The organism is Pseudomonas sp. GW456-12-10-14-LB2 (genome assembly GCF_002884345.1).
GTDB classification, from domain to species: Bacteria; Pseudomonadota; Gammaproteobacteria; order Pseudomonadales; family Pseudomonadaceae; genus Aquipseudomonas; species Aquipseudomonas paraglycinae.
This window is the reverse complement of the sequence record NZ_POHV01000016.1, coordinates 46,972-71,398: the sequence shown is the minus strand read 5'-3', so window position 1 is coordinate 71,398 and position 24,427 is coordinate 46,972. Positions and strand designations below refer to the sequence as shown.

General features: G+C 56.2%; 25 protein-coding genes, 2 tRNA genes and 1 pseudogene. 17 read left to right on the top strand and 11 right to left on the bottom strand.

Features of this window, described 5'->3' with window-relative positions; all coding sequences use genetic code 11:
- Positions 1 to 54: 54 nt before the first annotated feature.
- Positions 55 to 130: transfer RNA gene (locus C1X29_RS13545), tRNA-Phe, on the top strand.
- 136 nt (positions 131 to 266) lie between these two features.
- On the top strand, positions 267 to 605 hold the full coding sequence (locus C1X29_RS13540) for a hypothetical protein (RefSeq protein ID WP_085746372.1): 339 nt from the start codon (positions 267 to 269) through the stop codon (positions 603 to 605).
- Here the strand turns inward: C1X29_RS13540 and C1X29_RS13535 are convergent.
- Positions 602 to 1,051, bottom strand: a complete 450-nt coding sequence (locus C1X29_RS13535) for a hypothetical protein (protein ID WP_085746371.1) — start codon at positions 1,049 to 1,051, stop codon at positions 602 to 604. The genes C1X29_RS13540 and C1X29_RS13535 overlap by 4 nt on opposite strands.
- 262 nt (positions 1,052 to 1,313) lie before the next feature.
- On the opposite strand from C1X29_RS13535, the gene C1X29_RS13530 reads away from it, so the two are divergent.
- The 3 genes from C1X29_RS13530 to C1X29_RS13520 are packed head-to-tail and all read left to right on the top strand — an operon-like array spanning position 1,314 to position 3,160.
- Positions 1,314 to 2,267 carry an alpha/beta fold hydrolase gene (locus C1X29_RS13530; RefSeq protein ID WP_085746370.1) on the top strand — a complete coding sequence of 318 codons (954 nt, stop codon included), beginning with the start codon at positions 1,314 to 1,316 and terminating at the stop codon, positions 2,265 to 2,267.
- Between the two features lie 20 nt (positions 2,268 to 2,287).
- Positions 2,288 to 2,701 (top strand): hypothetical protein, encoded by a 414-nt coding sequence (locus tag C1X29_RS13525; protein WP_085746369.1) that lies wholly within the window; start codon positions 2,288 to 2,290, stop codon positions 2,699 to 2,701.
- A gap of 6 nt (positions 2,702 to 2,707) precedes the next feature.
- Positions 2,708 to 3,160, top strand: coding sequence for a hypothetical protein (locus C1X29_RS13520; RefSeq protein ID WP_085608645.1), 453 nt, complete (start codon positions 2,708 to 2,710; stop codon positions 3,158 to 3,160).
- A 70-nt stretch (positions 3,161 to 3,230) separates the two neighbouring features.
- On the opposite strand, the gene gabP is transcribed toward C1X29_RS13520, so the two are convergent.
- Positions 3,231 to 4,622: a GABA permease gene (gene gabP, locus C1X29_RS13515; protein WP_102717652.1), complete on the bottom strand. Its 1,392-nt coding sequence runs from the start codon at positions 4,620 to 4,622 to the stop codon at positions 3,231 to 3,233.
- A gap of 552 nt (positions 4,623 to 5,174) precedes the next feature.
- Between gabP and C1X29_RS13510 the strand changes: the two genes are divergently transcribed.
- The 10 genes and pseudogenes from C1X29_RS13510 (at position 5,175) to C1X29_RS13460 (ending at position 14,794) form a co-directional block, all read left to right on the top strand.
- Complete coding sequence (locus C1X29_RS13510) at positions 5,175 to 5,948, top strand: ABC transporter ATP-binding protein (protein WP_102717651.1); 774 nt, start codon at positions 5,175 to 5,177, stop codon at positions 5,946 to 5,948.
- Between the two features lie 13 nt (positions 5,949 to 5,961).
- A complete protein-coding gene (locus C1X29_RS13505) occupies positions 5,962 to 6,711 on the top strand; it encodes an ABC transporter substrate-binding protein (RefSeq protein ID WP_102687858.1) in 750 nt (249 codons plus the stop codon).
- Between the two features lie 78 nt (positions 6,712 to 6,789).
- Positions 6,790 to 7,482, top strand: a complete 693-nt coding sequence (locus C1X29_RS13500; RefSeq protein ID WP_102687857.1) for an ABC transporter permease — start codon at positions 6,790 to 6,792, stop codon at positions 7,480 to 7,482.
- Positions 7,482 to 8,171: an ABC transporter permease gene (locus tag C1X29_RS13495; RefSeq protein WP_064382782.1), complete on the top strand. Its 690-nt coding sequence runs from the start codon at positions 7,482 to 7,484 to the stop codon at positions 8,169 to 8,171. Before C1X29_RS13500 ends, C1X29_RS13495 begins: the two co-directional genes overlap by 1 nt.
- A complete protein-coding gene (locus C1X29_RS13490) occupies positions 8,152 to 9,387 on the top strand; it encodes a methyltransferase (protein ID WP_102717650.1) in 1,236 nt (411 codons plus the stop codon). The genes C1X29_RS13495 and C1X29_RS13490 overlap by 20 nt, the downstream gene beginning before the upstream one ends.
- Before the next feature lie 344 nt (positions 9,388 to 9,731).
- Positions 9,732 to 10,547 carry an FkbM family methyltransferase gene (locus tag C1X29_RS13485; RefSeq protein ID WP_102717649.1) on the top strand — a complete coding sequence of 272 codons (816 nt, stop codon included), beginning with the start codon at positions 9,732 to 9,734 and terminating at the stop codon, positions 10,545 to 10,547.
- 76 nt (positions 10,548 to 10,623) lie between these two features.
- Positions 10,624 to 10,699, top strand: a tRNA-Thr gene (locus tag C1X29_RS13480).
- 172 nt (positions 10,700 to 10,871) lie between these two features.
- On the top strand, positions 10,872 to 12,194 hold the full coding sequence (locus tag C1X29_RS13475) for an integrase arm-type DNA-binding domain-containing protein (RefSeq protein WP_102717648.1): 1,323 nt from the start codon (positions 10,872 to 10,874) through the stop codon (positions 12,192 to 12,194).
- Positions 12,195 to 13,100: 906 nt separating this feature from the next.
- Positions 13,101 to 13,417 (top strand): annotated as a pseudogene (locus tag C1X29_RS29800) (integrase); the annotation flags it as partial.
- Positions 13,418 to 13,507: 90 nt separating this feature from the next.
- On the top strand, positions 13,508 to 14,794 hold the full coding sequence (locus tag C1X29_RS13460; RefSeq protein ID WP_102717646.1) for a hypothetical protein: 1,287 nt from the start codon (positions 13,508 to 13,510) through the stop codon (positions 14,792 to 14,794).
- A gap of 233 nt (positions 14,795 to 15,027) precedes the next feature.
- Here C1X29_RS13460 and C1X29_RS13455 read toward each other — a convergent pair whose 3' ends face one another.
- The 3 genes from C1X29_RS13455 to C1X29_RS13445 form a co-directional block, all read right to left on the bottom strand.
- Positions 15,028 to 18,261 (bottom strand): RNA-directed DNA polymerase, encoded by a 3,234-nt coding sequence (locus tag C1X29_RS13455; protein ID WP_102717645.1) that lies wholly within the window; start codon positions 18,259 to 18,261, stop codon positions 15,028 to 15,030.
- Between the two features lie 470 nt (positions 18,262 to 18,731).
- On the bottom strand, positions 18,732 to 19,157 hold the full coding sequence (locus C1X29_RS13450) for a type II toxin-antitoxin system HicB family antitoxin (protein WP_102717644.1): 426 nt from the start codon (positions 19,155 to 19,157) through the stop codon (positions 18,732 to 18,734).
- 31 nt (positions 19,158 to 19,188) lie between these two features.
- Positions 19,189 to 19,371 carry a type II toxin-antitoxin system HicA family toxin gene (locus C1X29_RS13445; protein ID WP_102687894.1) on the bottom strand — a complete coding sequence of 61 codons (183 nt, stop codon included), beginning with the start codon at positions 19,369 to 19,371 and terminating at the stop codon, positions 19,189 to 19,191.
- Positions 19,372 to 19,827: 456 nt separating this feature from the next.
- On the opposite strand from C1X29_RS13445, the gene C1X29_RS13440 reads away from it, so the two are divergent.
- Entirely contained in the window at positions 19,828 to 20,094 is a 267-nt protein-coding gene (locus C1X29_RS13440) for a DUF3077 domain-containing protein (RefSeq protein WP_102687853.1), read from the top strand.
- Positions 20,095 to 20,152: 58 nt separating this feature from the next.
- On the opposite strand, the gene C1X29_RS13435 is transcribed toward C1X29_RS13440, so the two are convergent.
- Genes C1X29_RS13435 through C1X29_RS13425 form a run of 3 tightly spaced genes read right to left on the bottom strand, consistent with a single transcriptional unit; the run spans position 20,153 to position 21,756 of the window.
- Positions 20,153 to 20,863, bottom strand: coding sequence for an SDR family NAD(P)-dependent oxidoreductase (locus C1X29_RS13435; protein WP_102717643.1), 711 nt, complete (start codon positions 20,861 to 20,863; stop codon positions 20,153 to 20,155).
- A 33-nt stretch (positions 20,864 to 20,896) separates the two neighbouring features.
- Positions 20,897 to 21,541, bottom strand: coding sequence for a DsbA family oxidoreductase (locus tag C1X29_RS13430; protein ID WP_085746363.1), 645 nt, complete (start codon positions 21,539 to 21,541; stop codon positions 20,897 to 20,899).
- A complete protein-coding gene (locus C1X29_RS13425; protein WP_007952610.1) occupies positions 21,538 to 21,756 on the bottom strand; it encodes a 4-oxalocrotonate tautomerase family protein in 219 nt (72 codons plus the stop codon). The genes C1X29_RS13430 and C1X29_RS13425 overlap by 4 nt, the downstream gene beginning before the upstream one ends.
- A gap of 379 nt (positions 21,757 to 22,135) precedes the next feature.
- Here C1X29_RS13425 and C1X29_RS13420 point away from each other — a divergent pair, with 379 nt between their 5' ends.
- A complete protein-coding gene (locus C1X29_RS13420; RefSeq protein WP_085647967.1) occupies positions 22,136 to 23,062 on the top strand; it encodes a LysR family transcriptional regulator in 927 nt (308 codons plus the stop codon).
- Here C1X29_RS13420 and C1X29_RS13415 read toward each other — a convergent pair.
- Genes C1X29_RS13415 through C1X29_RS13405 form a run of 3 tightly spaced genes read right to left on the bottom strand, consistent with a single transcriptional unit; the run spans position 22,979 to position 24,365 of the window.
- Complete coding sequence (locus C1X29_RS13415) at positions 22,979 to 23,296, bottom strand: AzlD domain-containing protein (RefSeq protein WP_007952614.1); 318 nt, start codon at positions 23,294 to 23,296, stop codon at positions 22,979 to 22,981. The genes C1X29_RS13420 and C1X29_RS13415 overlap by 84 nt on opposite strands.
- Complete coding sequence (locus C1X29_RS13410; protein ID WP_085702720.1) at positions 23,275 to 23,991, bottom strand: AzlC family ABC transporter permease; 717 nt, start codon at positions 23,989 to 23,991, stop codon at positions 23,275 to 23,277. The genes C1X29_RS13415 and C1X29_RS13410 overlap by 22 nt, the downstream gene beginning before the upstream one ends.
- Positions 23,988 to 24,365: a GNAT family N-acetyltransferase gene (locus tag C1X29_RS13405; protein WP_007952618.1), complete on the bottom strand. Its 378-nt coding sequence runs from the start codon at positions 24,363 to 24,365 to the stop codon at positions 23,988 to 23,990. Before C1X29_RS13405 ends, C1X29_RS13410 begins: the two co-directional genes overlap by 4 nt.
- Between the last annotated feature and the right edge of the window lie 62 nt (positions 24,366 to 24,427).

Below are 24,427 nucleotides of genomic sequence, written 5' to 3'. Positions count from 1 at the left end.
ATTTTAAAAAAGTCGTTGACGTAAATCCGAAAAACCCTTTTAATGCGCCCCGTTGCCCAGATAGCTCAGTCGGTAGAGCAGGGGATTGAAAATCCCCGTGTCGGCGGTTCGATTCCGTCTCTGGGCACCAAATACCGAAAACCCTGAATCGCAAGATTCAGGGTTTTTTTATGCCTGCGATTTGATGACGGCCCGATCCCGCCCTTCTTGCAGGCCGGAATTGGCGATACGTTGCTCAACCCTTACGGAAGAGGGTCATCACCGCGATGAACCAGAAAAGAACCCGCGTCCCCCTGCCCCATCCTGCGCCACCCGTAAAACGCACCGACTGGTTGATGATCGCTCTCGGCACCGTACTGACCCTCTGCGTAGGCCTGATCACTTATGAAACGGTGAACGGCCTGATTCAGGGACGCATCAGCAACATGGCTCGGGGGAAACACTTCGCCGTGTATTCACAGGCCGAACAGTCCTTCGACTTCTGGTTCACTGTTGCCACGCACTGCCTCTTCGCACTCTTCCTGTCGGGCGCTGCCTGGCTTCTGATCTGGATGGGACGCACCGCGACGGTCACGCCACCCGGGCGTGACCGTCGGCGACGTTAGGTGTTGTCGCTCCAGTGGAACACCAGATTGCGCGCAGCACCGCCGCCTACTTGCGCCACATCCCGACGCGTTTCACCCTTGCGGGTGGCGACGACCGTGTACTTGCCTGGCGGTAACTGAACGTACACCAATGGCCCGGTCTGATTCAGCGTCAGCACGGTTTGACCGGGGGCTTTCTGGATCGCCACGTCGACATCGGCGGTGTATTCGTTTTGCGTACCGACAGCGAAGGTCATGTGCAGGTTGTAGCCCGCGGATTGCTGAATGGCTTTCGACTCATCTTCACCAATCCCGCCGGCCAGATAGCGAACGCCGTTTTGCTCTTGCTGTTGAACCTGCACAGCGGAATTGTCGATCGGCTCCAGACTCGCAGCCTGCGCCATGATCGGAAACAGCAGTACCGCCGCAGCGGCAAGGGGCAGCACGAATGAAAGAACGCGTTTCATGAGGACGACTCCCGGGCTCTCGTGGAACCCAATCGTTACCTCTTTTTAGATTTTTTCTTGCGGGGCGGGTTTTAGAACGATTGGGAGTTGCCTTGAATGCGAAAAGGACTACAGAAGTATCTTCCAGCCAATTCATGACGCACTGCGTCACGGATTGGCGACCGCCTCGAACCGTCAATCCGCTACGCACTGCGTACCAAGTCATTGCGTTACATCCCGCGTGAAGTTCATTCTCGACCCGTCCTAGCCAGGCTCTAAACCCATGAACCTACAAAGTGCGCCGCCTCCCCTTGGCCAAGCATCCGACGTTGAAAGCGAGCCCTTCCACGAGCCCGCCGCCGACGGCTATCTGCTCGGCGGTTTCACCTGGCGTCACGCGACACCGGATCCACAATGCCCGGTGGTGATCATCAACGCCGCCACGTCCGTGCGCTGCCGCCACTACTCGCGCTTCGCGGCGTATCTGTTCGCCAACGGCTTCGACGTGATCATTTACGACTACCGGGGCATTGGCGAGTCGCGGCCGAAGTCGATGAGGCATTTGCAGGCTTCGTGGACGGATTGGGGCGCGCTGGATTTCGAGGCGATGCTCAAACGCGCGCAGCGAGAGTTTCCCGGGCAGCCGATCGATGTGGTCGGGCACAGCTTCGGCGGCTGCGCAGCAGGCCTGGGGGCGTCCGGACAGGTAATCCGACGACTGGTGACGGTCGGCGCGCAATTCGCTTACTGGCGCGATTACGCGCCCGAGCACCGCTGGCGAATGTTCGGCAAATGGCACCTGCTGATGCCGCTGGTCACGCTGTTCTGTGGCTACTTCCCGGGCAAACGAATTGGCTGGCTGGAAGACACGCCTGCCGGTGTGGTGCGCGACTGGAGCACACCTGCCGCGCGCTATGAGCGGCGCCCGAGCGGGAGAACGATGACGGACTTGCCCTTCGCCAACGTCCGGGCCAAAGCCCTGGCAATCAGCATCAGCGACGATCCCTACGGCACGATTCCCGCCATCGAACGCCTGCTGGCTTACTTCCAGAATGCGCAGAAGACCCACCTGCGAATCGAGCCGCAGGACATCGGCGAACAGCAAGTCGGACATTTCGCCTTTTTTCGCAACGCATACCAAGCCACACTATGGCCCATCGCTCTGACCTGGCTGCAGACCGGCGAACTGGCCTCCGACACACCGGGGCGCGAAATCCCACGCAGCCAAGCCCTTTAACGCACCACGGAACACACACCATGGCTTCCGCCAACAAGCAGCAAAAACGCGCCGCCCGGGCCAAGACCAAGGCCAAGCAGAACCGCACCAAACGCGCGGAAACGCCGGTCGAGCTGGACCCGAACGACGACCGCATCGATTTCGAGTCGGTGGACCTGACCGAACTGTTCAAGAAAATGATCGACGCCGAAAAGATCAGCCAGCAGGCCCTGTGCACCGCGTTCCTCGAAGACCCGCTGCTGGAGCTGGTGTACGAGCAGGAAGGCGAAGAAGGCGCGATGGACTTCATCCTCGCCGCGCTGATCGAGTACCGCCAGTGGTCCACCGAGACCGACGAGGCTGGCGCTCTGGCGTGGATCGAGTCCCCGGATTTCCAGAAAGACTATGTGGCCGCGTCCGACGCAATCGCCGCACAAACCCAACAGAAAAACTGAGTTCCCATGGCATCCCTGAACAAGCAGCAAAAACGCGCCAAACGCGCCAAGGCCAAAGCCAAGCAAATCCGCATGGTCGGTCGCAAACCCCTGGCCCAGGACGATGACCTCGGCCACCTGGCCGAGCCGATCCCGGAATACACCCTGGCGATGTTCAGCAAAATGCGCGACGCCGAAGCCGTCAGCCGCAACGAAATGCTCCTGACGCTGCTGCGTGAACTGGCGTTCATCATCGTCGACCATCCTGAACTGCTGGACATGGAAAACGCCGAGAACGAAGGCATGGCCGCCACTCACCTGGCCGCGGACATGCTGATCGACTACCGCATGTGGGCCGATGGCATGGATCGCGAGACCGCCCAGGCCTGGCTGAGCGAACCGGAGTTCATCAGCGATTTCGGGATTGCGCTGGACACCTACGGTCAGTCGGTGGAAGCGCAGGAAGAGAAGAGCGAATAAACCGCTCGCAGTAACAAAAACGGCCGCTTGTCATCACTGACAGCGGCCGTTTTGCGTTACTCGTGGCGGATCAGTTCAAAACTGCCGCACCACGGTTTTCCACCTTGCGACGACGAGCTACCAACAGACCGGTAGCTACGACGACCAGACTCAGCAGGCCGGTCGCGAGGATTTCCACGCGGTGGGCGTCCTGGAACAGCATGATGGTCAGGGCCGCGACGATGAATACGATCACCGCGTAGGTCAGGCCCGGGAACAGCCACATGCTGAAGACGATTTTCTCGCCGCGAGCCATGCGTTGTTTACGCATGCGCAGTTGCGAAATCGCGATCACCAGGTACACCAGCAGCGCGATGGCGCCGGAGCTCGCCAGCAGGAACTCGAACACCGCAGCCGGGGCCACGTAGTTGGCGAAGGTGCACAGGAACGCCGCGCCGGTAGACAGCATCACCGCCCAGTAAGGCGTGCCGCTCTTGTTGGTGCGGGTCGCCATGGCCGGTGCATCGCCACGCTTGCCGAGGGAGAACAGCATGCGCGAAGAGGTGTACAGCGCCGAGTTCAGGCAGCTGGTCACAGCAACCAGAACCACGATATCGACGATCATCTTGGCGTTCGGGATGCCCATGCGCTCAAGCACGGTCTGGTAGGAGCCGAGGCTGGCCAGAACCGGGTCGTTCCATGGCACCAGGGCCACAACGATGAAGATCGACACGAGGTAGAACAGGCCGATCCGCCAGATCACCGAGTTGGTGGCCTTGGAGATCTGCTTGCCAGGGTTCTTTGATTCCGCGGCCGCGATGGTCACGATCTCGGTACCCATGAAGGAGAACATGGTAGTCAGGATCGCTCCCAGCACCGCGCCCATGCCGTTTGGCAGGAAGCCCTGGGTGTCGAAGATGTGCGAAACACCGCTGACCTGGCTGTTCGGCAGGAAGCCGAAAATGGCCGCAACGCCAAGAATGATGAAACCGATGATCGCCACCACTTTGAGCAGGGCGAACCAGAATTCGAACTCACCGTAGTTTTTCACGCTGAACAGGTTGGTCACCGTCAGCAGCATGGTGATGATCAGCGCGAACGCCCAGATATCCACACCCGGGAACCACGCATGCAGGATGGTTGCGGCGGCGTTGGCTTCCAGCGGAATCACCAAAACCCAGAACCACCAGTACAGCCAGCCGATGGTGAAACCGGCCCAGTGACCGATGGCACGGTCGGCGTAAGTCGAGAACGAGCCGGTATCAGGCGAGGCAACCGCCATTTCGCCGAGCATGCGCATGACCAGCACAACCAGCGCGCCAGCAGCGGCGTAAGCCAGCAGAACAGCGGGACCGGCGGCGGCGATGGCGTGGCCGGAGCCGACGAACAGACCTGCACCGATCACCCCGGCGATCGACAGCATGGTCACATGACGCGGTTTGAGCCCCTGTTCGAGGCCATTGGAGCTTTGGGTACTGCTCATTGGAACTACCTTTGCGAGGAAAGCGATTGCGTCCGGCCCGTCTGGTGTTCCTTCTCGTAAAAAGAATCCAACGGGGCGTTCCGGATTCTGCACGCAATAAATGCGCCAAAATGTTTCAAACTCTTCTGCCGTGCGGTTTTCCGAGCGACCGGACAGTCATCGCAAGTCCTTGAGAATAATGGCCTTTCGCCAAAGCGTTACCCTGCGACTCACTTTTCAAACGAATCAGCGCACCAGAAACACACTGAAAAAGTACGGGATGCACAATAAAAGGGCGAATGAGGAACGTTCGGCCGGTTAGCGCTTCCAACACCCCGCCAAAGGTGGCAACATCGCGCCTTTTTTTACGCGACACCCACGGGAATCCACGTTCAAACACCCGTTCGGTTGTTGATGGGGCGACAGCCTGCTGCGCCGATGCGACAACCTGCCACACGCCATCCGTTTACCGCTCGTAGCGCTGTTGGCTGCCATTGAAACGCTATGCTAGCTTGGCCGCCTCGCCAGGAAGGCCAACCAACAGCAGGAGCGCAACATATATGAGGAACGCACATGGCTGAGGCCACGCCCGCGCTTGAAATCCGCAACTTGCACAAACGCTACGGACAGCTTGAGGTGCTCAAAGGCATCTCGCTGACCGCCCGCGACGGCGATGTGATCTCGATCCTGGGTTCCTCCGGTTCCGGCAAGTCCACGTTCCTGCGTTGCATCAACCTGTTGGAAAACCCGCATCAGGGCCAGATCCTGGTGGCCGGGGAAGAACTCAAGCTCAAGGCCGCCAAGAATGGCGAACTGGTTGCCGCCGACGGCAAGCAGATCAATCGCCTGCGCTCCGAGATTGGTTTTGTGTTTCAAAACTTTAATCTGTGGCCGCACATGAGCGTGCTCGACAACATCATCGAAGCCCCGCGCCGCGTGCTCAGCCAGAGCAAGGCCGAAGCCATCGAGGTCGCCGAAGCGCTGCTGGCCAAGGTCGGCATCGCCGACAAGCGCCACGCCTACCCGGCGCAACTGTCCGGCGGCCAGCAGCAGCGCGCGGCGATTGCCCGCACGCTGGCGATGCAGCCCAAGGTGATCCTGTTCGACGAGCCCACCTCCGCCCTTGACCCGGAAATGGTCCAGGAAGTACTTAATGTCATCCGCGCGTTGGCCGAAGAAGGCCGCACCATGCTGCTCGTGACCCATGAAATGGGCTTCGCCCGTCAGGTCTCCAGCGAGGTGGTGTTCCTCCACCAGGGCCTGGTAGAAGAGCAAGGATCGCCACAGCAGGTGTTCGAAAACCCGCTTTCGGCGCGCTGCAAACAATTCATGTCCAGCAACCGCTAACGGAGCTACCCGCATGCAGAACTACAAAAAGGTCTTCCTGGCCGCCGCCGTCACCCTCGCGTTCAGCGCCGGTGCAATGGCCGAGACCCTGAAGATGGGCATCGAAGCGGCTTACCCGCCGTTCAACAACAAAGACGCCAGCGGCAACGTCGTCGGCTTCGACAAAGACATCGGCGACGCCCTGTGCGCCAAGATGAAAGTTGAATGCTCCGTGGTCACCTCCGACTGGGACGGCATCATCCCGGCCCTGAACGCCAAGAAGTTCGACTTCCTGATTTCCTCGCTGTCGATCACCGACGAGCGCAAGGGCGCGGTGGACTTCACCGACCCGTACTACTCGAACAAACTGCAGTTCATCGCGCCGAAAAACGTCGATTTCAAAACCGACAAGGACGCGCTCAAGGGCAAGATCATCGGTACGCAACGCGCAACCTTGGCAGGCACCTGGCTCGAAGACACTTACGGTAGCGATATCCAGGTCAAACTTTATGACACCCAGGAAAACGCCTACCTGGACCTGACCTCCGGTCGTGTCGATGCCATCCTCGCCGACAAGTACGCCAACTATGACTGGCTGAAAACCGACGCCGGCAAGAACTACGAGTTCAAGGGTGACCCGGTCGTGGAAAGCGACAAGATCGGCATCGCCGTGCGCAAAGGTGACCCATTGCGCGAGAAGCTGAACGCCGCATTGAAGGAAATCGTCGCCGACGGTACCTACAAAAAGATCAACGACAAGTACTTCCCGTTCAGCATCTATTGATCCTGACCTGCGGGACCTGCGCCGTGATCAGACGGTGCAGGCTCCCGATCTTGCCTGCCGCGATTTGAAAAGAAATCCATGATTATCGATCTCCACGGATTCGGCCCGGTGCTACTCGCCGGCGCGCTGATGACCGTCAAACTGGCACTCTCGGCCCTGTGCGTCGGGCTGGTGCTCGGTCTGCTCGGTGCCTTGGCCAAGACTTCCCCGTACAAGCCGCTGCAGTGGCTTGGCGAAACCTACTCGACCCTCGTACGCGGTGTGCCGGAACTGCTATGGGTTCTGCTGATCTACCTCGGCACCGTCAAGACGATGAATGCCATTGGCGAATACTTTGGTAATCCCGACCTGGCACTGAGCCCTTTCGTGGCAGGCGTAACCGCCCTCGGACTGTGCTTCGGCGCCTATGCCACGGAAGTCTTTCGTGGCGCGCTCCTGGCCATTCCCAAAGGTCACCGTGAGGCCGGCCAGGCCCTGGGCCTGTCAAAATGGCGGATCTTCACCCGGCTGATCATGCCGCAGATGTGGCGTATCGCCCTGCCTGGCCTTGGCAACCTGTTCATGATTCTGATGAAAGACACCGCGCTGGTGTCGGTCATAGGACTGGAAGAAATCATGCGCAATGCGCAGAACGCCGTAACCTTCGCCAAGCATCCATTCACTTTCTATCTGGTTGCAGCCTTCATGTATCTGGTCCTGACCATACTGGCGATGATCACCATGCACTTCCTGGAAAAACGCGCCGCTCGTGGCTTCGTGAGGACGACGTAATGGAATGGGAAGTCATCTATAAGTGGCTGCCGAAGTTCTTTCAGGGCGCCCTGCTGACACTCGAACTCGTGGGTATTGCCGTTATTCTCGGGTTGTTGCTGGCGATTCCTCTGGGCATCGCTCGTTCCTCCAAACTCTGGTTTATCCGCGCATTTCCTTACGCTTACATCTTTTTCTTCCGTGGCACTCCGTTGCTCGTGCAACTGTTCCTGGTCTACTACGGCCTGGCTCAGTTCGACGCCGTACGCGGCAGCTTCATGTGGCAGTACCTGCGCGACCCATTCTGGTGTGCCACCGCCACGATGACGTTGCATACAGCCGCTTACATCGCCGAGATCCTGCGTGGCGCCATCCAAGCCATCCCGCCGGGTGAGATCGAAGCCGCACGCGCACTGGGCATGTCCAAGGCCAAGGCATTGTTCTATATTGTCCTGCCCCGCGCCGCGCGCATCGCTCTGCCGGCCTACAGCAACGAAGTTATTCTGATGCTGAAGGCCAGTTCTCTGGCGAGCACGGTGACCTTGCTCGAACTCACTGGCATCACCCGCACCATCATTGCCCGCAACTACCTGACAGTGGATATGTTCTTCACCGCAGGCGTCATTTACCTGCTGATGTCGTTTGTGCTCGTTCAGGCGTTCAAGCAGCTGGAGCGGTGGTTGCGCGTCGATGCGTGCCAAGGGCGCTGATTCTTCCGGCGTGCTGACGGGCGAGGCCCTGCTCGCCCGTTTCACGGCACTGGATGCATTTCTCACGGCCCATCAGGGATTGTGGAAACCCCGCCCTTTCACTCATCTGCAACTGCCTTGGGAAGCGTCCTACCCGGAACTGGCCTCGTGGCTACGCGGACGTTCGCTGGAAGATGCGGAAAATGCCCACAACCAACCTGCCGAACTTTTGGATGCGCCGGAGCCGTTTGCTTCATTGGCGGCGTTGTCGCTTGAGTTGAGTTCGGTCGGTGAGTTGCCTGCGCATTCGCTGGAAGCCGCCGGGCATCGTCTGAATGTCGATGTGCCGGGGCGCAAATGGCAGCAGATCGAAGCCTTCGCCAGCCGCTTGTCGTTTCCTACGCAACCGAAGCACTGGCTGGATTGGTGTTCGGGCAAAGGCCACTTGGGCCGGCGCCTGCTCGGCGCTGATCAGCAACTCACCTGTCTGGAATACAACCCGGCGCTGGTTGCCAGCGGTCAGGCGTTGAGTCAGCGTCATCACCTGCATGCGCTGCATGTCGAGCAGGATGTGCTCGCGGCGAACACCGCTTTATTGCTGAACGCCGAACACACGCCTGTTGCCCTGCATGCTTGCGGCGATCTGCATGTTCGATTGATGCAACTGGCCTCCGCCGCTGGCTGCCGACAATTGGCGATCGCCCCGTGCTGCTACAACCGGATCAGTCGCACTGAATATCAGGCGTTGTCCTCCGCAGGTTCGCGATCAGACCTACAGCTCTCGCTGGAAGATCTTTCACTGCCAATGAGCGAGACCGTCACCGCCGGTGTCCGCGTCCGACGTCAGCGTGACACTTCCATGGCCCGCAGGCTCGCTTTCGATAAGTTGCAACGGCAAGTGCGTGGCGTCGACGAATACCTGCCGACGCCGTCCCTGCCGAGCGCCTGGCTGGACAAACCGTTCGCCGATTACTGCTGCGATCTGGCAGCACTCAAAGAGTTATCCACAATTGGCTCGCCAGATTGGGTAGCACTGGAAGCCGCCGGTTGGCAGCGATTGGCCGAAGTTCGCAACCTGGAACTGCTCCGCGGACTGTTCCGACGGCCGCTGGAGCTTTGGCTGAATCTTGATCGGGCACTTTTCCTCAGCGAACAGGGCTATGTCGTACGTCTCGGCACCTTCTGCGAAGCGCCGCTCACACCGCGCAATTTCCTGTTGCTGGCAGAGCGCGTTTAATCTTCCACAGCCTGTGGATAACTCTGTTGATGGAATTATCGTGGATCCAATATCCACGGCTGTTTCAGGCCACTAACAGTGCTGGTCATTTTTTGTTCATATAGATAAAAAACCGGCAAAACAGGGATTTGCGACCCAAATGAGAACCCGTCCACAAAATCTCCTCTAAGCCCGTCCTCTTCAAAGCCTGTTGTGCATAAGCCCTCGAGCAAAAGGACATAACCGCCGAATCGCGGACGCCGGCAATGGGCAATTGCGCCTGCCATCCGCCCTTGCTATACAGACCTACGCCGTGCAGGTAGCGCGCGCCCGAACAAGAAAAATCTGACCGACAGGAAGCGACCGTGACGTTCATTTCTTACGCACAGAATTTCGAGGACGTTCGCCTTTGGCGCGCCCTTCAGTATTTTGAAAACGGTTTTTATATCGATGTCGGCGCCAATGACCCTATCCACGATTCGGTCACCAAAGCTTTTTATGATCGCGGCTGGCAGGGCATCAACGTCGAACCGATGCAGAACTACCACGACGCACTTCGCCAGCATCGCCCCCGCGACACCACGCTGCAATGCGTGGCCAGCGACCACCCGGGCGAACTGACTTTCTACGGCATTGCCGACACCGGCCTGTCCACCGCTGACCCAATCGTTGCGCAAGAACGCAAAAACCTCGGCATGGACGTGCAAAGCTTCACTGTCAACGCACGCACACTGACCTCGATCTGCGAAGAACACGCCGCCGAGCGGCCGATCCACTTCCTGAAAATCGACGTCGAAGGCCACGAAGAAACCGTCCTGCGCGGCATGGACTTCCGTCGCTTCCGCCCCTGGATCATCCTCATCGAAACCCCATGGGAGCGCGACCACACCTGGGAACACCTGGTGACCGACGCCGGCTACACCAACGTCCTGTTCGACGGCCTCAACAGCTTCTTCCTGGCCAACGAACACATCAACCTCAAACCCGCGTTCGACCTGCCACCGTGCAACCTCGACAACTTCCAGCTGTGCAAAGGCCACAACCTCGCCCACCCGGTAAACCCGGCCCTGGAAACCGCCCTGCAACGCGCCGAACAGGCCGAAGCCCAACTGCGCGCCATGCAAAACAGCCGCGCCTGGCGCGCTGTACAAAAACTGCGCAACGTCCTGCGCCGGGCGTGAATCGCAGAGGGCGCAAAAATAGTCTGAATTCAGGGGTTTACAGAAGCACCCGAGTCGCTATAATCGTCGCCCACACGCCGGTATAGCTCAGATGGTAGAGCAACTGACTTGTAATCAGTAGGTCCCGGGTTCGATTCCTGGTGCCGGCACCATACAAGGTTCCAAAGAAGGCTTTTAAAATCTCTGGAACCCCCGAAAAACCCGCCTTCTGGCGGGTTTTTTCGTTTTGGAGTTCTGTAGGGTTACGTCAAAATCTAGTGGTTTCCAGCCGTTTTAGGGGTAATGTTAGGGGTAAGGTAATTCGATAAAGGGGGGAGTACCCTTATGTCGCGCACCACTGCTCCACTCTCCGATTCGGCTTGCCGCTCAGCCAAGCCCACCGACCGCGCCTACAAGCTTTTCGACGGCGACGGCCTCTACCTTTTAGTACAGCCCAATGGCCGTAAAGGCTGGCGTCTCAGGTATGTAAAACCTGATGGACGCGAAGGACTGACCTCGTTCGGCAGCTACCCCGTGGTCGGCCTCGCCGATGCTCGCAACAAGCGCCTGGAGGTCAAGCGGATGCTGGCGAAAGGCATCGACCCCATAGAGACCAAACACCAAGCCAAGACGCAGGCCGCAATCAAAGGCCGAACCTTTGAAAGCGCCGCACTGGACTGGCACAAAGCGATGTCTGCCAAATGGGCTCCGGGGCATGCCAAGACCGTCCTGAGCCGTCTCAAAACCCATGTCTTCCCGCTGATCGGCGCTCGCTCTATTGTCGATCTGGACACTCATGACCTGATGCAACCTCTGGAAGCGATCCAGAAGCGCGGTACGATTGACGTCGCTTTAAGGGTACAAAACTACCTGCAAAGCATCATGCGCGAGGCGAAACGTGCTCGACAGATCGCGGCAAACCCTGCCTCCGACCTTGAAGGTTTGATCAAAGCTCCGAGGGTGATTCACCGCCCTGCTTTACCCTTATCGCGTCTGCCTGAATTGCAGGAGCGTATCGACACCTACAGAGGCCGCGCACTTACCCGGCTGACGGTCATGCTCTCGCTGCATGTGTTCGTCCGCTCCAGCGAACTGCGCTTCGCCCGCTGGAGCGAGTTCGACCTCAAGCGCGGCACCTGGGAGATACCGGACACTCGACCCGCGTTGGACGGAGTACCCTTTTCAACGAGGGGTACGAAGATGGCAGGGGATATCCATTTAGTACCCTTATCGCCGCAAGCAGTGGCGCTACTCGAAAAAATCCATGCACTCACAGGCAAATTCGCATTGGTCTTCGCAGGGGATGCCAAACCCTGGAAGCCCATGTCCGAAAATACCGTGAACAACGCGCTTCGGACGATGGGATACGACACCAAAACCGATATCTGCGGGCATGGATTTCGTTCGATGGCCTGCAGCGCACTGATCGAGTCAGGATTGTGGTCGGAGACAGCCATTGAACGGCAGATGAGCCACAAGGAGCGCAACAACGTCCGCGCCGCTTACATCCACAAGGCCGAGTTCATCGAGGAGCGCAGGCTGATCATGAACTGGTGGAGCCGGTACCTGGAGGCCAACCGGCAGGAGCATGTCACTCCACATGAATTCGCGAACCAGACAGGAGCGAACGTCACTCGCCTAAAAGCAAAACGTGGCGCAACCGAGTAAGCGCTCGGTCTTCATATCTCAGCGATCCGCTTGTCCACGCGGGTCCATCCAAACAGGGCTGCAAAGCCGCCCTGCTTGGATGGACCTCACTTAAAAAATCTAAAGCCCACACAACTGTCTGTGGAAAACCACTGATTTCCACCGGTGGATAATTTCATCCACAGCCGCAGAACTCCCGAAAATTGGAGTCTTGACCCGAATTATCCACAGGCGTAGAAAAGATCGGGCAAAGCGCTGTCGTCGACAGCAACCCAGGTAGCCAGAACCTTTGAGGCTACGCCATACCGTGGTGGTTCTCCCAAAGTGCGATTAGCGTCCGGCGGCTCGCACGGTCACAGCGATGTGATGGATGCCTACTTTTACCAGTGTGCCCACTGCGGCAACTCATCCCCTTTCATAGCTGCCCTGCAGCAACCTATCCACTTGGCCATTCCCGTGCGCCAACCTGCGCCCGTCTCTTTCTCCCGGAAAGAGACGGGCGCTCCTACCACTGCTGCAGGCCACCTCGTACAAGGCTTTGCGGCATCCCCCCTCGTGACAATCGGCGTGACAAACACCGAAGTCACCAGCAACAGCGATGTAGATGATGGTGCCGCAGCCCAAGGAATGGACTGCACCTGACTGACGGTCAGGCATGCCCCGGTCATCGCATCACTGCCTTCACCCGACTCAGGATCTCGCGGCACTGGTCTCGTCAGCCAGTGCAACCTCCACCCGCCCACTTCTTCGGAAGTGCTCAGGAGGTCAGATCATGAGATGCCCAAGCTCCCGGCCGTAAAGAGCCGCCAGTCCCGCGTCAGTGGACAACCCTCACAGGCCGCAGGGGCCTTGATCCCTGATAACACTCAACATTCTTGGCGGGATGACGTGGGGCGAGGAACGAGAAAAGTAGATGAGGTAACCGACATGGCATTAGTGGGTAGGCGCGATGGCCGTAATTCGGCTACGGCAGGTAACTGAGCTACGCAGGGCCACAGGCGCTAAAAGATATGTTCGGCGGCGGCCGCTATGGAACAGTAAGAGCGCACTGTGATCGATGGTTGGTATTCGTGAAATGGTGCCGCTCCGAGGAAGGCCCCAGCGTCTACGATGCACGGAAGATTGATCGGCAGGTCTTGACGAATTACGTGGCGTACCTTCGTTGTTTGGTCGAGCGTGGCGATCTTGATATCAGCACTGCGCAAAACCGGCTATCCAGTGTTAACAGGACCATGGCAGTGTTGCCGCAGCCCCAACCCCTTGCCGATTTATAGACAAAATGCCACCACCTGGATTAGCGTCACCAGAACCAGTCACGGAGGACCTGCAACCCTATGAACCAACCTACGCCGCAACCCTGGACAGCCGCCCCAGGCGATATCCTGCTGCTATCGGGCAAATCTAAAACCCGCCCTTTCAACCTCGGCTATCAATCGATAGCCCGGGTCAGCCCAGCTCTGTACACGCACGTCGCCCTGGTAATTAGCCCCTACCGCGTTATCCATGCGGTTCCCAACGAGGGCGTTGAAATCCGTGCGTGGCGCGAAATACGTGAGACCTATGATCTTGAAAGGTCATCGGTAGCAAGGCTTCGGGAACTCGATGAAGACTTGCGCGCGAAGCTGCTTGCCCAAGCGAACTACTATTTTGGCCTGCGTTATTCGGTATTGGCGTTGGGTGAGAAGCCGGAGACGTTCAGCCATCAGAAAGGCATTGTTTGCTCGCAATTTGTCGCACGGGTTTTGCATGACGTCGGGGTTACCTGCACATCGGGCCGCGTTCGAAAATGCTTACCTGCTGATATCCATAAGCACACGGAAGGCAGCTCAGAATGGCTGCGCAGCGGCCTTGGCGATTACTTGTTTGATCCAGCTGTTGCGGCGGATCCAGACATCTCGAGTGTTTATGCAGATCTGCATTTCGAATTGGACGGCTATTCCGCCAAGACACTCAAAACGAGCTTTTTGGTGAGCCGGGCGCGCCACGTAATGGAGGCGGCTATGGAATCGATGATTGCGTCCGTAGAGAGCGGCTTGCTCACCGTCGAGGATCTGCCCACGAGCCTCGGCTTTACCAATTACGTCATTTCGCCAAACGACTGGGCAGCAGCATGGACGCAGCATTTCGCCGTACTCCAACAACCCGCGGCGTTCCTGCATGAGTCGGGGCCACAAGCAGCTCAAGCACGGCACCGTTTTATTCGCTCGTGCGAGAACCTGGGCGAGATCGCTCAAGCGGCATTCGACCAGATGGCGCTAATGAGACGGTTTCTTGAAGATTGGATCACCCTACTGGCTCAGGGAATTGCAGAAAATACCCCAGTTGAGGCGCATCACTACTTGGTGGCGCCCAATACCAGATTGCTTGAAATGATCTCAATGATGGATCGCGTAATGGGGTGGCGGGAAAACTCAGACGAGGATTCCACCATGGACCTACCTGGAAGGCTGGCGTCCGGGATCTTCACCTGTGAAGAGGAGATTTCGATAGCGAGTCAGTGCCTGCTGAAGATATCTGATTTTGCGACAGCTAAAAGCACCTGGAATCAAATGCGGCTTGCGGTGCATGCCCAGACGGAACAAGTGGCTTCTGTGCTGGAGAACACGCTGACGGGCAAATAGCGTCCGATCCAATGCGTTACGGAATAGCGGTGACCAGAGCCGCCAACAGAGGATGGCGCGGTAAAAAAAGCACTCCAAGGCGGATATGATCAGGACCTCCTGACCACGGTTAATACCCTGTAAACGATGTCAACGGTTTAAAATTGTCCGGTTCACACGCTGGCAAGCCCAGCAGGCAGCTAGCGGCTAATTCCGCTAAAAGCAATTGACGCTAGCTCCACCCATAAATTTTCTCACTTTGGGGGCAACTTCCTTCGCCGATGGCTAAGTTCGAATCCCTCTGGAAGGGGCTTGAATAAATCATCGTCCTGAGGCCATCGTTTCGCCCGACTTTGAAACGCTCTAAGCGCGTCTATATCCAAAGTTGCCGCAATAATAAAGTCATTATCGCCACCCCGTACACGAGCCAACTCCCGCATATATGATTCTTTGGCAGGAGCTCTCACACGGCTATCTCCATACTTCCTATTATTCGCTAAAATCATATAAGCATGTATATCGAGAGCTGCTGACTCGATAAGCGCCGAAAAAGTCTCCAGATCCTTATTCCAACTCAGAACCATAAGGGCGTCAATTTCACCTTGGAAGTCCACTCTCGCCTTACTATTCTGCAACTCCGAACACACCATAACACCAAAACAGGCTCCATTATGGATGTATATCGGCTTATTTGAAGTTTTTGTCAACTTCCCGTACGCCCAGTACTTGCCATAAATTGCAGTAAGCGACTGATCCTCGCCTACTGCAGGCTGAAGTTTAGGTTGTCTGATTATAACGGAGGCAGGGAAACCGAGTCGGTCATCTGCCAGAACCAGACATGCTTCACTAATTACTTTATTTTTTGAAAAATGTCGGTACTCAGTACCGGCCACCAGACTAATTCCAACAGCGCTAAGCCTCCCAGCTATACTGTCAACCCACCTCAACGGTACAGAAAGCTCGGGGAAAAGAACATAGTCAGGCTTAGGGGTGAGCTGAATAGCTTGATTAACAAGCTCAGCTATTCGACTGTATCGTTCCAACGAGAGATTTGGCTTATCACAAGCCGTTGCCGCCCAAGAAGTCTCATCTGTTTTAATATTTGTTAATGCTACTATAATTTTTGACTTACGCTTAGTACCTATATACAAATAACTCCCTACACCCTTTGCTTCGTTCCGTCCGTGCTCTTGCTCTAAGGCTAGCAAAGTAGGCTTTATCCAAACACCTCTAAGAGCCTGTACATACTGCGCCCAAATAGCCGCCGGACTTTCTGTAAATACCTTACGAGTATTTCCCGGCAATCCTACACATTCTGGAGCAAGCTCCGCGATCTCAGCTGGGGTGAGTGGCCTTGTTGGGAAGAGATAAGGCATTAAGCTCTCATCTTTACGCGCTGTTGCACTTACCTTATGGAGCCGAGACCGTCTGGTTGACCTTAGAAACAATTTTAGCGCATCAATATCAAGCAACTCCGAGCTTTCCAAACAACTACAAATTCGCTTCTCATCATTCTCAGGGTGCTCCACAAACAAGTCTTGGACCGAGCGAATACTTAGAATCCTTTTATAAGGTTCTTTAGCGAGATCCGCCATAGCAATTAAAGGTGCTTTCTTATAAAAATCTTCTGAACCAATTCGAAAATCCAATATATCTTCAAAATCAGTCAAAGCTTCAATGATTACTTGCAAAAACAATTCAGCTAAGCGCGCTTCTTTCTTAGGACGATTCTGATTCAACAGCTTCTTAGGATCATAGTAACGAGCAGCCGCGTCGACGAACATCCAAGCAAGCGTACCCTTTACGTATCGCCAAAGCTCTTTCCCTGCTTTTGCTTTGGCGCCATTCAAGCCAATTTCTTTACCCGGCGTAACATGCACCGCCAACAGGTCAATAGCGGAAAATGCACGCACTACAATCTGTTCGGCGTGTTCCCACTCATTCAGACTGATAGCAAAACCAAGAAGTCTAGGCAAGTAGGTAAAGTGTGCGAATATATTCTCAGGTCGTACAATATGATTGTGTGCGAACTGATAAAATTCCTCACGCTGCCTCACCCATTCATTCTGAGGCAAGTCTCTCGCCAAGGTCTCTACATGGCGCAATTGCAAAGACCAACTAAGTCGCCGGATTGTTAATCCATCCGCTTTACGTAGAGTGTCTGCCTGGTCACCTACACTACCTGCAGCTGAAAGCACTCGAGCCGCTGTAGAGTCCTCTAGTTGATCTGGCGAGGGCATTAATCGATGTTCGCTGGATAGCTCGTAAATTTCTTTTTCTATGCTATCCAACAAATCTAAGCCAGCTCGACCATGCAAGACAAATAACTTCTGCTTTTCTGCCTGCAGCTTGATCTTAGTTTTCTTCTGCAATTCCTCCCCTTGCTGAATCTCCCACAGTCTATCATCTTTATTCCTTGTTTCTTCTGCGCCATCCGACTCTTGAAAAATGCAGTCTTCACCTAATCGGTTCTGCAGAAACAACATAAACTCTTTGGCGCTGGTGATGTTCCCCGTATCATGCAATACGATAAACATATCGTCTACGTATCTACCATAATGGATAGGAGCGACGGCCTCTCGAATCAATCTATCCCAATGACTCAACAAAACATTGGATATTATGCGAGTTGCTGTCAAACCAATCACCAGACCACCTGGTATCTCCACAGCTTCTTGCACCAACCTTTCGCTAAATTTTTTCGCCCCCTTTGACCAACTCGATAAAAACTGCGCAAGCTCCTTTGTAAACTGCTGCTCATCCTTTGAAAGGTCTACCCCTAATTTTTTTTGTAGCGCCGGAGCAGCGACTGCGAGCGGGTCTACAAAATGATAGTAGCTTTTCAGATCGAGAGACACAGCAATCACGTCCCGATCTTTTTCAAGCTCGTAGCGGATTGCTCTTAACCCATCATTACGCCACTTTTGGTAGGGCTGAAAGTATGGGGAAAATGAACCAATCGCACGCAAATGAAAAGGTTTATGCGCATTTTTATCTAGACTTTCGTCATTCCTCACACGCTTTAGACGCGCCCCATAGCAATCTGGACCTAGGCAAGCATCGAACTTGTGGCCAATCATGTTTATCCAAAGAGCAGAGACCACATGCGCATCCACTGGAAAATCGCCCACAATTCGAAATTCCGGGACCAGATGATTATTACTTTTGATATGATCAAATGCTCTTATGGGACAAGAAAAATGAATATGCCCCTTAGACCCATTCTTTTTAGGTTCAATGGTTAGCTTTTTAGGAAGAAGACGATATTCACCTAGCATTTTATCGTCATTAACAAAACCAACTTTGCCACTTAACCTTTCCAACAAGGCATTCAGATTGCCCAATAAATCTTGCTCGTACTCAGCAAATTTAATCGCAGCTGGAAATGTGTTCTCGAAAAAACAATCAGCTTTTGCTTTTCTATAGGCAACAATTAAATCATCAATTGTCAGACTACCCCAACCTTTAAAAACCGCTGTATACCCCATACGTTCTTCCTTGCAAAACAGTAATTTTTATACATTAAGTGTAATGCAGAGCCACCACCCTAAACAAGTTCACAAATTTGTGCAGATAAAACCCGAACACCCTTAGACTTCATCGAAATATCGAAAGCTATACAGAGTGGGTAAAACTCCTTCTTCGCCCAGCTTACATGGATGAACGAATCGGAACCCCAGCGCTTAATAAATCTCAGCCAAAAAGCATGGGTGTAGCGCTGAGTACATTGCCAAGCTTAGAGGTCATAAGGGTATTATTAGCGGTAGCATTTAAGATGCATAGAGAAAATATTTCGAATAATCAGATACTTGCTTAATATTTCGACTCCTGGTGCCGGCACCATACAAAACGAAGCCCTTGCAGAAATGCAGGGGCTTTGTTGTTTCTGGAGGGTGTGTTTTCCACTCCAAATGAAAAGCCCCCGACAGCCATCACTATCGGGGGCTTTTCTTCAACCTTACGCAGCCTCAACCGAAAGCAAAATCCGCCGCCCGAGCTGCTGCAATGCACGCTCGACATTTTCGATCTTGGAGTGATGCAGGAAATCGACTAACCGATCTACCTGGGGTCGTTGCACACCCAAGCGTCGTGCCAGTTCAGCTTTGCTTATCCCAGACTCCAAAAGCGTATTCCAGAGCCCAACCTTTGCCGCAGTCAGTATAGGCAGACGCAATACCGCGTCACCTTCCTGCTCCCCCGCATCACCTGTCGGAATCAACCGGCGATCATCAACGTAAATCGACAATGCCGTTTCCATCGCATCAATGGCGCCGTCGAGTGCTTCCTCGAGGGTGTCGCCAGCGGCGTGCATCTCTGGAATTTCTGCGCAGGACAACCAGACACTACTCGGCTCCTCGTGGACTTCCAACGCATATTCGAACATCACGTTTCCTCTCATGGGGTACAGCTGGGCCTCAATCCTTGAGGCCCAGCTGTTTGATTATCGATTTTCTCAACCCTTCGCCCATTTCCTTGGCTCCGTGGTCGGGAAAGACAGTTGATTTGCCATTCAAGGAAACCTTGAAATGACTGCCCTTGCCGGCTTGGAACTCGACGCCTTGGGCTTTCAACCATCGCCGAAACTCGCTGTACTTCATGTGCATCACTCGCTGTTTCGGTAGAGCGAATGTGCAACATATCTGTTACGCATGCAACATAACTGTTGCACCGCACATCCGGAACATCGCCAGCCTCCGCCACCACCTGGCCACGATTGCGCCCAACCCTCCCCCACGCTACCGTCAATCCCGTCGCTGCCAATTCAGCGACCGGGCCTGATAACCCGCGTAAGATGCAGGCGCACCAGCGCCCCAACCCACGTTTGTCGGCGCTTTTTCATGCCTGCAATTCCGTGTAATGGCGGCTGTGCGTGGGAGACCTTCGGGTCTGCCGGGTTCCTGTATCTCCGGTTTATCAGCCTGCGCATAGCTGCCACCCCATTCGCCTGATAACGAATTGGCAGCCCCATTTGATACAGGGAGTTTCACAAATGATTAGCATCGATCCATCCAAAGTCTGCCCTTTCCACCTCCCAACAAACGGTAGGTGAAGCCATGACCCATCCCCACGATCTGAAAACCCTCGGCCTCACCCATTTCTCCTTCCAGTACAACCACGCACTCTTCCGCACCAACTCCGGCGTCCCGGTCGTCACCGCCCTCTCCCACGCCTCGCATCTGCTGCACATTTCCAAACTGCTCACCTCCGATACTTCTGCCGCCAACGATCCAGAACTCCACGCCTGCGCCTCGCAATATTTGCAGGAGTTGAGTAAGGCGCTGGTCGATGACGCGGTCAAAGTGCTGAGTCCGGATCCATAAACCGTCGCCCATAAAAAAGCCCTCGCATCGCGGCGAGGGCTTTGTGTTACCGGATCAATCAGTGCCCAGCGCTCTGCCCACCATCTACATGCAGAATCTCGCCAGTCACAAAATTCGCGTTATCGAGATACACCACCGCCTGCGCAATGTCGTCGATCTCGCCCATGTGTCCAACCGGATGCAGCGCGCCCAGTGCAGCGTGGGTTTCCTCGCCGTGCATCGGCGTTTTGATGATGCCCGGCGAGACCGCGTTCACCCGGATTCCGCGTTTGGCGTATTCAATGGCCAGGGATTTCGTCGCAGCATTGAGACCGCCCTTGGTCAGCGAAGCGAGGACCGAGGGCACGCCGTCTACCGCGTGGTCGACCAAGCTGGTGGTGATATTGACCACGTGGCCCTTGCCCTGTTTTTCCATCTCGGCGATGGCCAGTTGGGTTATGTAGAAGAAGCCGTTGAGGTTGACCGACAGCACCGCTGCGTAGTCTTCCGGGGTGTAGGCGGTGAACGGTTTGGCGACGAAGATGCCGGCGTTGTTGACCAGGGTGTCGATGCGGCCGAAGCGTGCCACGCCTTCGCTGATCACGCGTTGAGCAGTGGCCGGGTCGCCGATGTCGCCGGCGATGGTCAGGATTTGCGGGTCGTTCGACGGTTTGATCGAGCGCGAGGTGGCGACGATGTTGTAGCCCAGCTCACGGAAGGCTTTGACCATGCCTTCGCCCAGACCTTGGGAAGCACCAGTGATAACGACAGTTTTTTTCGAATTGCTCATGATGAAATCCTCAATCAATAAGTAGGCGTTGAATCAGGCGCTAGCCAGTTGTTTCAGCATTTGTTCGTAGTACTCGACCGATTGCGAACCGGAGACGAGGTGCTTGCCGTTCAGGATCAGCGCGGGCACCGAGTTGATTCCGTGCTGCCGGTAAAACGCCTGCAGTTGCCGCACTTCGCTGGCGAATTCGTCGTTGACCAGCACCTTGCGGGCCCTCGCTGCATCCAGTCCCGCTTCGGTCGCCAGACGGATCAGCGTCGGGTGATCGTTGGGGTTGTCGCCGTCGCGGAAGTAAGCGCGCAGCAGGATCTTTTTCAGCGCGATCTGCCGCCCTTCCTGCGCCGCCCACATCAGCAATCGATGAGCATCGAAGGTGTTGTGAAAGTGCGTGCGTTTCTCCAGGTCGAACTCGAAACCGATGGCTTTGCCGCGTTCGATCTGCATCTTCTTGCCGGCGGCGACGTCTTCGGCGGTGCGGCCGTATTTGCGCATCAGGTGCTGCACGGCCGGTTCGCCTTCGGCGGGCATGTCCGGGTTGAGTTCGAAGGGCTTGTAGGTCAGCTCCACCGAAACCTCGCCGGCCAGATTGCCGATCGCCTGCTCCAGCGCTGTCGCCCCGAGTGCGCACCAGGGGCACACCACGTCGGAGACGAAATCGATGGTCACGGTCGGGGTCATGACTGGCCCCGTTCCGCCAGTTGTCGGCGGTACTCGGTGGTGGTGATGCCGGCGTAGCCCCAGTTATCGGTGTCGACTTCTTCGATCACGATGTGGGTCAGGTCCGGGCGTTTGTTGAGGACGCGTTCCAGGGTTTCAGTGATTTCGGCGATCACCTGAGCTTTCTGCTCACGGGTAACGCCGTCGCGGGTGATACGTACGCTGACAAATGGCATGACGACTACTCCAGTGACCTGCCCTCGGGATGATGGTCAGGTGTTGGAGCTCAATTTAGGCGTGTGCCGGGAGGGGAAAAAGTAGGGGTGGGGTACTTCATTTGTGAAGTGGTGTAATGAATAGCCTGTAAAAATCGCGCCAAAATTCCTTTGGAAAAACCCGAAGACGCACCCAAACCGTGCACTTTTTTTGACCCCAATCACCCCCACGTCACCAAAAACCCCGATCCTGTGTCAGCCTCCAGCCATCGGCAGGGACATCAATTCGCTACTAATTGCGCGACAACTATGCTCAGGTGCAGGAATATAGCCAGCAAATGGCGCCGTTCAGGTCGTCACGTACACAACAATACCCAGCCCACTTCAGAGGGCATTACCCATGGATAGCAGAACCTTACGCAACCTCATGCGCATCGTGCAGACCGGCTCGTTGTCGGCCGCAGCCGAGCATTCGTGCCTGACCGTGCAGGCCCTGGCCGCACAGTTGAACAAGGTCGAAGAGCAGTTCGGTTTCCGCTTGTTTAGACGATCCAACAAGGGGCTGACGCTGACGCCGCAAGGCACCGAGCTGACGCCTTATATGGACAGAGTGCTGATTGCCACGCGGCAGATGGAAGAGAAAGTCGAAGCATTGAAGGTGCCGGGACAACGCACATTGAAAGTGGCGTTGAACACCACGCTGGACCCGGATTTCAACCGACGATTGATCGGGCGCCTGATCGAGGTGTTTCCCGATTACCAGATGGAATTCAGCTACGCCGAGTCGATGGAAAACCTCAGCAAGCTGAAGAACGAGGACTTCGACCTTGCGGTGTTGATCGGCCCGCAGCGTCCGGGTCTGCCGAGCATTGTCCTGCCTGAAGTGCAGGTGCAGGTGGTCGGCGCGCACTGTGGTCAGGAGAACGATCCGCTGACGTTGCTCGGCAACAAGTTTCAGGTGCGTCCCGCAGAAGATTGTCCGTATTCCCACAGCTTTTTGCGTTTTCTCGACGCAGGGCTGGGCAATCACGAGAACAGTCAGCGGACGATCTACTCCTGCAGCGAAACGCTGACTTTGTCGCTCATCACCCAGATGGACGCGGTCGGCATGGTCTCCCGCGAGGCCGCGCAGAAAAACGGCCTGACGATTTTCCCCGGGTTCGAGGATTTCCTCGAAGTGCGCCTGGCGGTGAACAACCCGGATCTGTCCGGCCAGGCGTTGAACGACGTGGTCGATCTGCCGCTACATGAACGAGCCGAGCGCAATGTACGCAGCCGTCCCAACCGCCACACTGAGAAAGAGGTTTTTGCTGAAATACGCACATAACAGCGTCGGAATCGCTGCATAGAATTCCGGGCGATCGAGCTGTATGTGCTGATCCTTGATCAACAAGGGTGTCAGGCTGATCGCAGCGACGATCGCCACCGGCAGGTATTCCAGCGCCCGCGCGACGAAGGGCGGCCAGTGCTCGGTGTTGACCTGCAGCGGCAAGGCCCGTGGCAGGAAGGTCACGGCCATCATCAGAGCGACCACCAGAATCAGGAACGTTTGGTCAGGCATACACCCACTCCGCAGCCCACAAACGTGGCGATGAAAACGTTGAATGGCGAGCTGCCCACCAGACTCAGTGCGCCCATGCAGACGACTGCGGCCATAGCGGCGATGAGTTTGTTGCGGGTGTTGCACAGCGAGACCAGCACGTAGAGCATCATCGCGGTCAGCGCGTAATCGAGCTGGTATTTGATCAGGTGCGACGCGTACTGCGCACACAAGGCTCCGAGCAATCCGCCGATCACCCAGGAGGTGTGGCAAAACAGGTTGAAGCCGATCAGATATCGGATGTTCACCGGTGCACCAGTGCCCAGTTTGACGCTGTGGAAGGCGAACGATTCATCGGTCAGGCCGCCGGCGTAACACCAGCGCTCCATGCGGCTCAGGCCCAGCGCGCGCAGGGCCTTCGCCATGTAGACCGACATCAGCATGTGCCGCGCGTTGATCAGAAACGTGGTCAGCACGATGGTGGTCAGCGATGCCCCGCTGCTGATCAGCGCCAGCGCCGCGAATTGCGAAGCCCCGGCATACACGAACAGACACATGGCCACCGGCAGCCACAGCGGTAGCCCGGCGTTGACGGCCATCAGCCCGAACACGAACGACACGGTGAAGTAACCGGCCACCACCGGGCTGGCTTCGGCAAAGGTGCGCGATGGCTGACGGTCGACCATCAGCGGCGCACTGCCGGATGTTTCATTCATAGATCCCTCTCAAATGTCCGCTCGCCGTGAGGTTCGCAAAAACCCTGGGCCGTCCAGAAACGCTTGCCCGCGAGGTTAGCATCGTCGACGAACAGAAACATCCGCAGCACACCGACCCGTTTCATGTCGGCCGACGCCGCTTCCACCAGCCGCTGGCCCACGCCCTGGCTGCGATAGCGCAGGCTGACCGCCAGATGGTTGATCGTGCCACGGCTGCCGAGCATGCCGCCCAGCACCGCGCCGACGATCTCGCCTTCGACGTCGAAGGCGAGATAGGCCGTGGTGGTTTTCTGGATCAACACGCCGCGCAGGCATTTGGCGTCCTGCCATTCACAGAACGACACTTCGTCGAACTGGCGGAAGAAGCGCTCCATGCGCTGCGCGTCCTTGGCCGTCGCGCGCCGCAGCACCACCGGCGTCGAGCATTCGACGCCGT

What these genes read in the sequence shown, in the direction of transcription:
- C1X29_RS13540 (WP_085746372.1), top strand. Translation starts at nt 267, where the DNA reads ATGAACCAGAAAAGAACCCGCGTCCCCCTGCCCCATCCTGCGCCACCC.
- C1X29_RS13535 (WP_085746371.1), bottom strand. Translation starts at nt 1,051, where the DNA reads ATGAAACGCGTTCTTTCATTCGTGCTGCCCCTTGCCGCTGCGGCGGTA.
- C1X29_RS13530 (WP_085746370.1), top strand. Translation starts at nt 1,314, where the DNA reads ATGAACCTACAAAGTGCGCCGCCTCCCCTTGGCCAAGCATCCGACGTT.
- C1X29_RS13525 (WP_085746369.1), top strand. Translation starts at nt 2,288, where the DNA reads ATGGCTTCCGCCAACAAGCAGCAAAAACGCGCCGCCCGGGCCAAGACC.
- C1X29_RS13520 (WP_085608645.1), top strand. Translation starts at nt 2,708, where the DNA reads ATGGCATCCCTGAACAAGCAGCAAAAACGCGCCAAACGCGCCAAGGCC.
- gabP (WP_102717652.1), bottom strand. Translation starts at nt 4,622, where the DNA reads ATGAGCAGTACCCAAAGCTCCAATGGCCTCGAACAGGGGCTCAAACCG.
- C1X29_RS13510 (WP_102717651.1), top strand. Translation starts at nt 5,175, where the DNA reads ATGGCTGAGGCCACGCCCGCGCTTGAAATCCGCAACTTGCACAAACGC.
- C1X29_RS13505 (WP_102687858.1), top strand. Translation starts at nt 5,962, where the DNA reads ATGCAGAACTACAAAAAGGTCTTCCTGGCCGCCGCCGTCACCCTCGCG.
- C1X29_RS13500 (WP_102687857.1), top strand. Translation starts at nt 6,790, where the DNA reads ATGATTATCGATCTCCACGGATTCGGCCCGGTGCTACTCGCCGGCGCG.
- C1X29_RS13495 (WP_064382782.1), top strand. Translation starts at nt 7,482, where the DNA reads ATGGAATGGGAAGTCATCTATAAGTGGCTGCCGAAGTTCTTTCAGGGC.
- C1X29_RS13490 (WP_102717650.1), top strand. Translation starts at nt 8,152, where the DNA reads ATGCGTGCCAAGGGCGCTGATTCTTCCGGCGTGCTGACGGGCGAGGCC.
- C1X29_RS13475 (WP_102717648.1), top strand. Translation starts at nt 10,872, where the DNA reads ATGTCGCGCACCACTGCTCCACTCTCCGATTCGGCTTGCCGCTCAGCC.
- C1X29_RS13460 (WP_102717646.1), top strand. Translation starts at nt 13,508, where the DNA reads ATGAACCAACCTACGCCGCAACCCTGGACAGCCGCCCCAGGCGATATC.
- C1X29_RS13455 (WP_102717645.1), bottom strand. Translation starts at nt 18,261, where the DNA reads ATGGGGTATACAGCGGTTTTTAAAGGTTGGGGTAGTCTGACAATTGAT.
- C1X29_RS13450 (WP_102717644.1), bottom strand. Translation starts at nt 19,157, where the DNA reads ATGTTCGAATATGCGTTGGAAGTCCACGAGGAGCCGAGTAGTGTCTGG.
- C1X29_RS13445 (WP_102687894.1), bottom strand. Translation starts at nt 19,371, where the DNA reads ATGAAGTACAGCGAGTTTCGGCGATGGTTGAAAGCCCAAGGCGTCGAG.
- C1X29_RS13440 (WP_102687853.1), top strand. Translation starts at nt 19,828, where the DNA reads ATGACCCATCCCCACGATCTGAAAACCCTCGGCCTCACCCATTTCTCC.
- C1X29_RS13435 (WP_102717643.1), bottom strand. Translation starts at nt 20,863, where the DNA reads ATGAGCAATTCGAAAAAAACTGTCGTTATCACTGGTGCTTCCCAAGGT.
- C1X29_RS13430 (WP_085746363.1), bottom strand. Translation starts at nt 21,541, where the DNA reads ATGACCCCGACCGTGACCATCGATTTCGTCTCCGACGTGGTGTGCCCC.
- C1X29_RS13425 (WP_007952610.1), bottom strand. Translation starts at nt 21,756, where the DNA reads ATGCCATTTGTCAGCGTACGTATCACCCGCGACGGCGTTACCCGTGAG.
- C1X29_RS13420 (WP_085647967.1), top strand. Translation starts at nt 22,136, where the DNA reads ATGGATAGCAGAACCTTACGCAACCTCATGCGCATCGTGCAGACCGGC.
- C1X29_RS13415 (WP_007952614.1), bottom strand. Translation starts at nt 23,296, where the DNA reads ATGCCTGACCAAACGTTCCTGATTCTGGTGGTCGCTCTGATGATGGCC.
- C1X29_RS13410 (WP_085702720.1), bottom strand. Translation starts at nt 23,991, where the DNA reads ATGAATGAAACATCCGGCAGTGCGCCGCTGATGGTCGACCGTCAGCCA.
- C1X29_RS13405 (WP_007952618.1), bottom strand. Translation starts at nt 24,365, where the DNA reads ATGGAGCGCTTCTTCCGCCAGTTCGACGAAGTGTCGTTCTGTGAATGG.